The following is a 6,653-nucleotide window of genomic DNA, read 5'->3' as shown; positions in this document are numbered from 1 at the left end:
GACGAGGGACACGACAAGTCCACCTTCCCCAAACTCATGGGGCTGGACAAGTCCCGCAAGGAAGCCGCCCGCCTGATCGCGCAGGCCAAGAAGGAACTCGCCCCCTTTGGCAAACGCGCCGAGCCCCTGCTCGCGCTGGCCGACTACATCGGGGACCGGACGAATTAGCGCCGCACCACCTCGACGCTCCCCTCCTCAAAACGAAGCCGGGCCCAGCCGCCGGTCACGGACTCGCGTCCTTCGCTCTTCGTGCCCACGATGACGGCGGGGTCCACGCGGCCGACGAGCCAGCGGTTCGATCCCAGCGCCAGCGCGCGCGGGGCGAAGTCGAGCACGGTATGGCGGGGCTCCCAGAGCTGCGTCCATGCGGTGGGCCAGTAACCGGGCTCACCGTCGAGCACGTAGCGGGCCTGCCCTTCCCCGCCGATGACCACCGCCCAGCCGCGCCGCGCGCGGCCGCCCTTTGCGGAGAGCTGGACCCGCGGCGCCTGGCTCGGCCAGGTGCGCGCGGGCATTTCGCCTTCCTGTGCCTCGCCCAGGTCCCACACGCTCTCGGGGTCAAGACGCTCGCGATAGAAGGCGAGCGCCCCCTCGCGCGCTACGCCGCCGGGCCCCACGACGAGCAGGTCCACCTCCCCGGCCCCGGCGGCGAGCAGCGCGGGGAGCACCGCGCGCTCGTAGTAGGGAAAGCGCGAGCGCGAGCTGGTCAGGTCGATGAGCGCGCTGCGCCCGTCGGGCCAGCGCGCCAGCCGCACCCGCGCGCCGCCGGAATCGATTACCTGCACTTCGAGCTGCGCGTCCGGCGCGCCGCCCGGCAGCAAGTAGCCGAACAGGAAAATCCCGACACACGTTGCGCCCGCGACAGCCATCGTCCGCGAGCGCCCCCGAAGCCAGAGGCCGAAGGCCAGGAGGCCCGCGAAGTAAGTCGGAACCAGCGCGGGCGGCGGGGCGCGCAGGTCGAAACGCAGCGGCACCCACCGCGCGCTCAACGCTGCCAGCCACGCCGCCAGATCCGACGACCACACCGCCAGTTGCAGCGCGCCCTCCGCCAGCGGCGGATGCAGGTTCCAGAGCATCACGCTGAGCAGCGAGAACGGCAGCAGTGCCAACTCCACCACAGGCAACACCAGCAGGTTCGAGGCGATGCCGCTCAGGCTCACCCGGTTGAAGTAGAAAGCGACGAGCGGCCACGTAGCCAGATTCGCGGCCAGCGAGCTGAGCAGCACCGCGCCCGCCGCGCGCAGCAGGTAGCGCCGGATTGTGGCAAGCCGCCCGACTTCGTCTTCCTGTTGCGCGGCCGCGCCGCCGACCTCACGTGCATCGTTCCGCCGCGCCGAGAGCCAGGAAAATGCCAGAATGATCGTCCCCGCCGCGGCAAAAGATAGCTGGAAGGAAATGCTCGCCAGCGCGCGCGGTTCGGCCAGCGTGATGATGAGCGCCGCAAGCGTGAGCGCGCGCAGTCCCGTCAGGCGGCGCTCCAGCACGAGCGCCAACGCCGCGGCGCCGAACATCCAGCCCGCTCGCTGCGTCGCCTCCGAGAGACCCGAGAGAATGGCATAGGCAGTCACCCCCAGCAGCGCCGCCAGCACGGCGACCTTGCGCACCGGCAGCACGCGGGCCACGCGCTCGGATCGAAGGAGCAGCCAGCGCACCAGAAAGAAAAAGAAGCCGCCCGCGATCGCCACGTGCAGACCCGAGATTGCCAGGATGTGGCTGAGGCCCGCATCGCGCAGCGAACGGGTGAGATCGGCGCTCACCAGCGAGCGATCACCCGCCGCCAGCGCGGCAACGAGGCCGCCCGAAGCGCCGGCCTGCTGCTCCACCCAGCGCACAAAACGATCGCGACGCTTGGCCAGCTCGACGGTGACACCGTAGGGCCAGCGCGCCACGCGCGCCTGCCGGGGTGAGCGCGCGTAGAGAATCCCCTCGATCCCCTGGCTTTCCAGATACTCCCCGTAGGAATGGGTGCCGGGGTTGGCGTAGTTGTCGGGCCGCTGAAAGCGACCGCTCACTTCAAGCTGCGCACCCGGCGAGTAGATCCACGCGTTGCGCTCCTGAAGCACGTAGAGCAGCGCCCGCGCCTTGCCCGGCACCGCCGTCTCGTCATCGGTGCGCGTCATCTCCGAGAGAACCACCGGCACGCGCACCCCGTTGGGACGGTGCCGCGCGCCGGGAAGGACTTCCGCGCGGGCGCGCATGAGCGTCCCGGCTTCCAGCTCCGCCAGCGCGCCGGGAGCCGCCGCCGGGCGCGCGCGCATTCCGTAAAAGGCGCCCGCACTCAGGCTGAGTGACAGCAGCAGCACGAGCGCCAGGCAGTCGCGCGCCACTTCGGCCGCCGCGCCGACCCAGCGTTCGGCCTTTCCGAGGGCAATCCCGAGGATGAGCAGACAGAGTGCCGCCAACAACGCAACGTCCCGTTGGCCATAGACGCCGAGCCCCGCGCCCACGACAAAGGCTGGGGCGAGCCGGTAGAGCAGGCGAAGGTCGATTCCCGAAAGTCCCATGGAGGGAGCAAAGAGCAAGAGCGGTGCCAGCGCATGCCGGCGGGAAATCGGCGTTTGGGGGCCGCTCAGGCGTTGCGGCTATTCCTCGCTCACCGCCGGGTCCGGAATCGGGACGCCCGATTCGGACTTCGGCCCCGGGGTGACGGGCTCGGAGGCCTCCTTGGCCAGCAACTCGTTGACGCCGTGCTTGAAGAACAGCGCCCCCTGCGTTGCCCGGCAAAGGATCAGCCCCACGGTCCAGCACAGGCTCCAGGCCAGAATCGCCTCGCGTGTTCCGTAGGGCCCAAGGAATTTGAGCATCACCGCCTGGGTCGTCCCGAAGCCGCCGAAGGCAACCGGGACATTTCCCAAAAACTGGCCGAGCGGAATGGCTGCGGCAAGAAACCCGATGGGCACGTCCACCCCGAAAGCGCGCAGCCCGACCGCACTGGGCAGCGCCATCGCTGCAAACACCAGCAGGCGCATCGCGACGAGGCGCCCCCAGGTTTTCGCCGTGATCTGCGTCAGCGGGCGAAGCAGTCCCCACTCGCGTGGTTTGATCGCAAAGCGTGGCAGGATGAAATCGAAACGCCCGCGCAAATACGCGACGGCAAAAAGCTGCATCGCGATCAGCCCCGCACCGAAGACCGGCAGGTAGGTCGCGTAGGGCCCACCGACCGCCCGCCCGGCAGCGCCGATGGCGAGGGCAAAGATACTCGCGTCCGAGAAGTAGACGAACATCGCCGCGGCCGCGGTGCTTGCGATGGGCAGGCCGTGGCGACGTTTGTTGTAGGCAACAAGCCCCGCACTCGCCAGATGGACCTGCACTGCGCCCGGAAGCTGCAGCGCACTGGTGGCAAGAAAGAAAGGTCGCAGTTTGCCCGAGAATCCCACCGCGCGAAGCGAGGCATAGACCGCAAACATCTGCACGAGATACAGCGAGATGTGACCGCAGCTCACCGCCGCAATAAAGAGCGGGATGTTGGCGCGCTCGAGTTCGGCAAGCATCTTCTCCAGTTCCACCTGGGAAAAACACCACCACAGCAGAAGCGCCGCCACGATGATCACCACCAGCGTCTGCAGGTGCCGCTGCCATGCCGGGCGCGCGGTCTCTTCTACCTGCAGTTCTTCGAGCAGGTGGATCGGGTCGTGTTCGCTCACGCCTCTTTGTTGTCCTTTTCAGGTTCGGCTGCCGTCTCCGGCAAGGGGCCGTGGAAGTGGCACCACACCTCGCGGGCCACGCGTTTGTTCATACCCGGGGCGGCCTCGAGTTCTTCCAATGTAGCCGTTTTTACCGCGCTGGTGCTGCCGAAATGTTTGAGCAGTTCGGTTCGTCGCTTTTTGCCGATTCCTTCGATGTCGTCCAGGGCGCTGCGAAACTTCGCCTTGGCACGCAGCTTGCGGTGATAGGTGATGGCAAACCGATGGGATTCGTCGCGCAGGTGGGCGAGCAGGTGCAGCGGCGCCGTGTCCTGCTGAAGCACGATGGGCTCGCTGCGTCCGGGCACGAAGACGCGCTCGTCGGAGCGCCCGAACTCGGCCTGCTTGTTGCCGGCCCCCTGCACACGGGACTTGGCCAGCGAGATGCGCGCCGGGGCGTTTTCGAGTTTCGTGATACCCAGCGCGCCCAGCACTTCTTCGAGCATGCGGAGCTGGCCCTTGCCGCCGTCGACCATGATGAGGTCGGGCAGCGCGTCTTTCTCGGAAACTTCTTCCTCCGGGCTTTCGGGAATCGCCCTGCGGTAGCGCCGCGCGATGACGTGGCTCATGGCGGCGTAGTCGTCACCGGGATTGACCCCGCGCACTTCGAATTTCTTGTAGAGCCGCTTTTCGGGCTCACCGTTTACAAAGGTCACCATCGATGCCGCGGTGTTGCCGCCCTGCATGTGGGAGATGTCGAAGCATTCAATCCGCCGGGGAAGGCGCGGCAGGTCGAGGTCTTTTTGAAGCTGGCGCAGCACGCGCTCCTGCCGCTCCGAGGCCTCGTAGCGAAGGGCGACTGCTTCCTGCGCGTTTTTTTTCGCCATGGCCACCAGCGCGCTGCGGTGGCCGCGCTGGGGACGAACGATCTGCACCCGTCCGCCGCGGCGCTCTTCGAGCACTTCGCGGATGGGCTCTTCATCCTCGATGGCGCAGGGCACGAGCACTTCCTGCGGCACGGGGTGGCGCTCGTCCGAGTAGTACTGGACGAGAAATTGCGAGAGAATCTCGGGAAGCTCGAAGCCCTGTCGCGCAAGTGCGTAGCCGTGCGTTTCGAGCACGTTGCCGCCTCGCACGAAGAGAATCTGGATCCACAGTTCGTGCCCCATGTCCTGGGTGGCGATGACGTCCTGGTCGATGTCGTCGTTGCTCACGACTTCCTGTCGCTCGAGCGTGTCCTCGATCGCGCGCAACCGGTCGCGCATCTGCGCGGCGAGCTCGTATTCCTGCCGGTCGGAGGCTTCGTGCATCTCCGCCTTGAGCCGGCGCATGAGTTCCTCGCGGCGTCCCGAGAGATAGAGTTCCACCTGCCGCACCAGCTCACCGTAGTCTTCGTGGCTGACCTTCCCCACGCAGGGCGCCAGGCAGCGGCCGATCTCGAACTCGATGCACGGGCGCGTGCGGTTGCGCAGTTCGTGATCGCTGCACGTGCGCAGCGGAAAGACGCGCTGCAGCGTTTCGAGGGTTTCCTTGAGTGAGTAGGCCGAGGCGTAGGGGCCGAAGAGCTTCGAGCCGTCCTTGGTCGGGCGGCGCACCTTGTAGATGCGGGGCCATTCATCCTGCACCGAGAGCTTGACGTGCAGGTAGGTCTTGTCGTCACGGAAGATGATGTTGTAGCGGGGCTTGTGCTTCTTGATCAGGGTGTTCTCAAGAATCACCGCTTCTTTTTCAGTCTGGGTGACAACAACGTCGACTTTTTCGACGCGACGCAAAAGGTAGGTGATGTGCACTCTGCCATCATGTTTGGGCCCAAAATAGGTCCGGACCCGCGCTCGCAGGTTCTTGGCCTTTCCGACGTACAGCACCTCACCACGCGGGCCCCTCATCAGGTAGACCCCCGGGTCGGTGGGAAGCTCCGCGGCGTAGGCTGCCAGTGCCTCCAGGCGCTCTTTCGTGCTATCCTGTGGTGTGTCGTTCAGCATGCGAAGTGCAGTATAGAGAGCCCGGCCCGAGCCTCGAAGTCAGTTGGGGGGATTCTTGGCAGGTCGGGTATCTATGGAATAGGCTGCCGCGCCTGCAGGGGCGGATGGTACCAGTGACTTTGAGCCAGACAACTGAGAATACGCAGCAGATGACGGTTCCGGCTCCCCCGGCGATTGCCCAGGAGTTCTCGGCGGACATCCAGTGTCCGGCGTCCCTGACCTCCGGCCGCCGCGAACGCCGCGTAGAGATCTGCCGCGTGAGTTTTTCGGACCTGACCATGCGCGTTGGCGCTTCGGTCGAGCCCGGCTCGTGGGTGGAGCTGCAACTGGCCCCGCCCTTTCCGTCGAGTTCCTGGGTGGGCGGCATCGTGCGCCAGTGCGTCGCCAGCGAAGATGCCGCGGCGGCCGGTCGCACCGAGTACCGCGTCGACGTGGATCTCCACGCAGTCGGCGAAGAATATTTCAATTCAACCAACACGATTCTCGCGATGGCAGAGCGCAAGCGCGGGCTGCGTGTCGTCGTCGTCGACGCCGACGCGCTCAGTCGCAGCTCGGTAGCCGGCCTGCTGCGCGGCTTTGCGGAGACCGAGGAAGTCAGCTCTCGCGCCCAGCTCTTTGAGCGACTGGCGGCCACATCAACTCGTCCGGACGCGCTGATCATTGCAGCCCATGTCGGCGACGCCGAGGGCATCGAGGTCGCTCGCGAACTCTACGACGCGGGCTGGACGGTTCCGGCCATCATCCTGACTCCCAAGTATCGTCAGGACCTGCCGCGCGCGGGCAAGCTGCTGGCCGGTTACCCGTTCGCCATGATGGAGATTCCCGCCGGTCGTGAGAAGCTGCGCACGGAGGTCTCCGAGCTGGTTCCCATCGGACGCAGCGCGCGCCGCACCACTGCGCGCGCGCAATCCCGGATGGAACTCTACAGCCGCCTCTCCGATTCCTACCGGCGTCTTCGCAAGTCCGCCGGCGGCTACCTCGACACCCGCATTCTCGATCGCACGACCGACGAGCCCAGCGAACACGCCGAGGGCCGCACCCGTGAGAT

General features: G+C 66.6%; 4 protein-coding genes. 1 reads left to right on the top strand and 3 read right to left on the bottom strand.

What is annotated here, in order from left to right; genetic code table 11:
• Positions 1-164 precede the first annotated feature (164 nt).
• Genes KDH09_01885 through uvrC form a run of 3 tightly spaced genes read right to left on the bottom strand, consistent with a single transcriptional unit; the run spans position 165 to position 5,605 of the window.
• Entirely contained in the window at positions 165-2,522 is a 2,358-nt protein-coding gene (locus KDH09_01885) for a ComEC/Rec2 family competence protein (protein MCB0218419.1), read from the bottom strand.
• A gap of 60 nt (positions 2,523-2,582) precedes the next feature.
• Positions 2,583-3,644 (bottom strand): flippase-like domain-containing protein, encoded by a 1,062-nt coding sequence (locus KDH09_01880; protein ID MCB0218418.1) that lies wholly within the window; start codon positions 3,642-3,644, stop codon positions 2,583-2,585.
• Complete coding sequence (gene uvrC, locus KDH09_01875) at positions 3,641-5,605, bottom strand: excinuclease ABC subunit UvrC (GenBank protein ID MCB0218417.1); 1,965 nt, start codon at positions 5,603-5,605, stop codon at positions 3,641-3,643. Before uvrC ends, KDH09_01880 begins: the two co-directional genes overlap by 4 nt.
• Before the next feature lie 149 nt (positions 5,606-5,754).
• Here uvrC and KDH09_01870 point away from each other — a divergent pair.
• A partial coding sequence (locus tag KDH09_01870; GenBank protein ID MCB0218416.1) for a response regulator occupies positions 5,755-6,653 on the top strand: 899 nt, incomplete at its 3' end.

This window comes from Chrysiogenia bacterium (genome assembly GCA_020434085.1).
In the GTDB taxonomy this organism is placed as follows: Bacteria; JAGRBM01; JAGRBM01; order JAGRBM01; family JAGRBM01; genus JAGRBM01.
The sequence above is the reverse complement of the archived record's forward strand: the minus strand, read 5'-3'. Positions and strand labels throughout refer to the sequence as shown.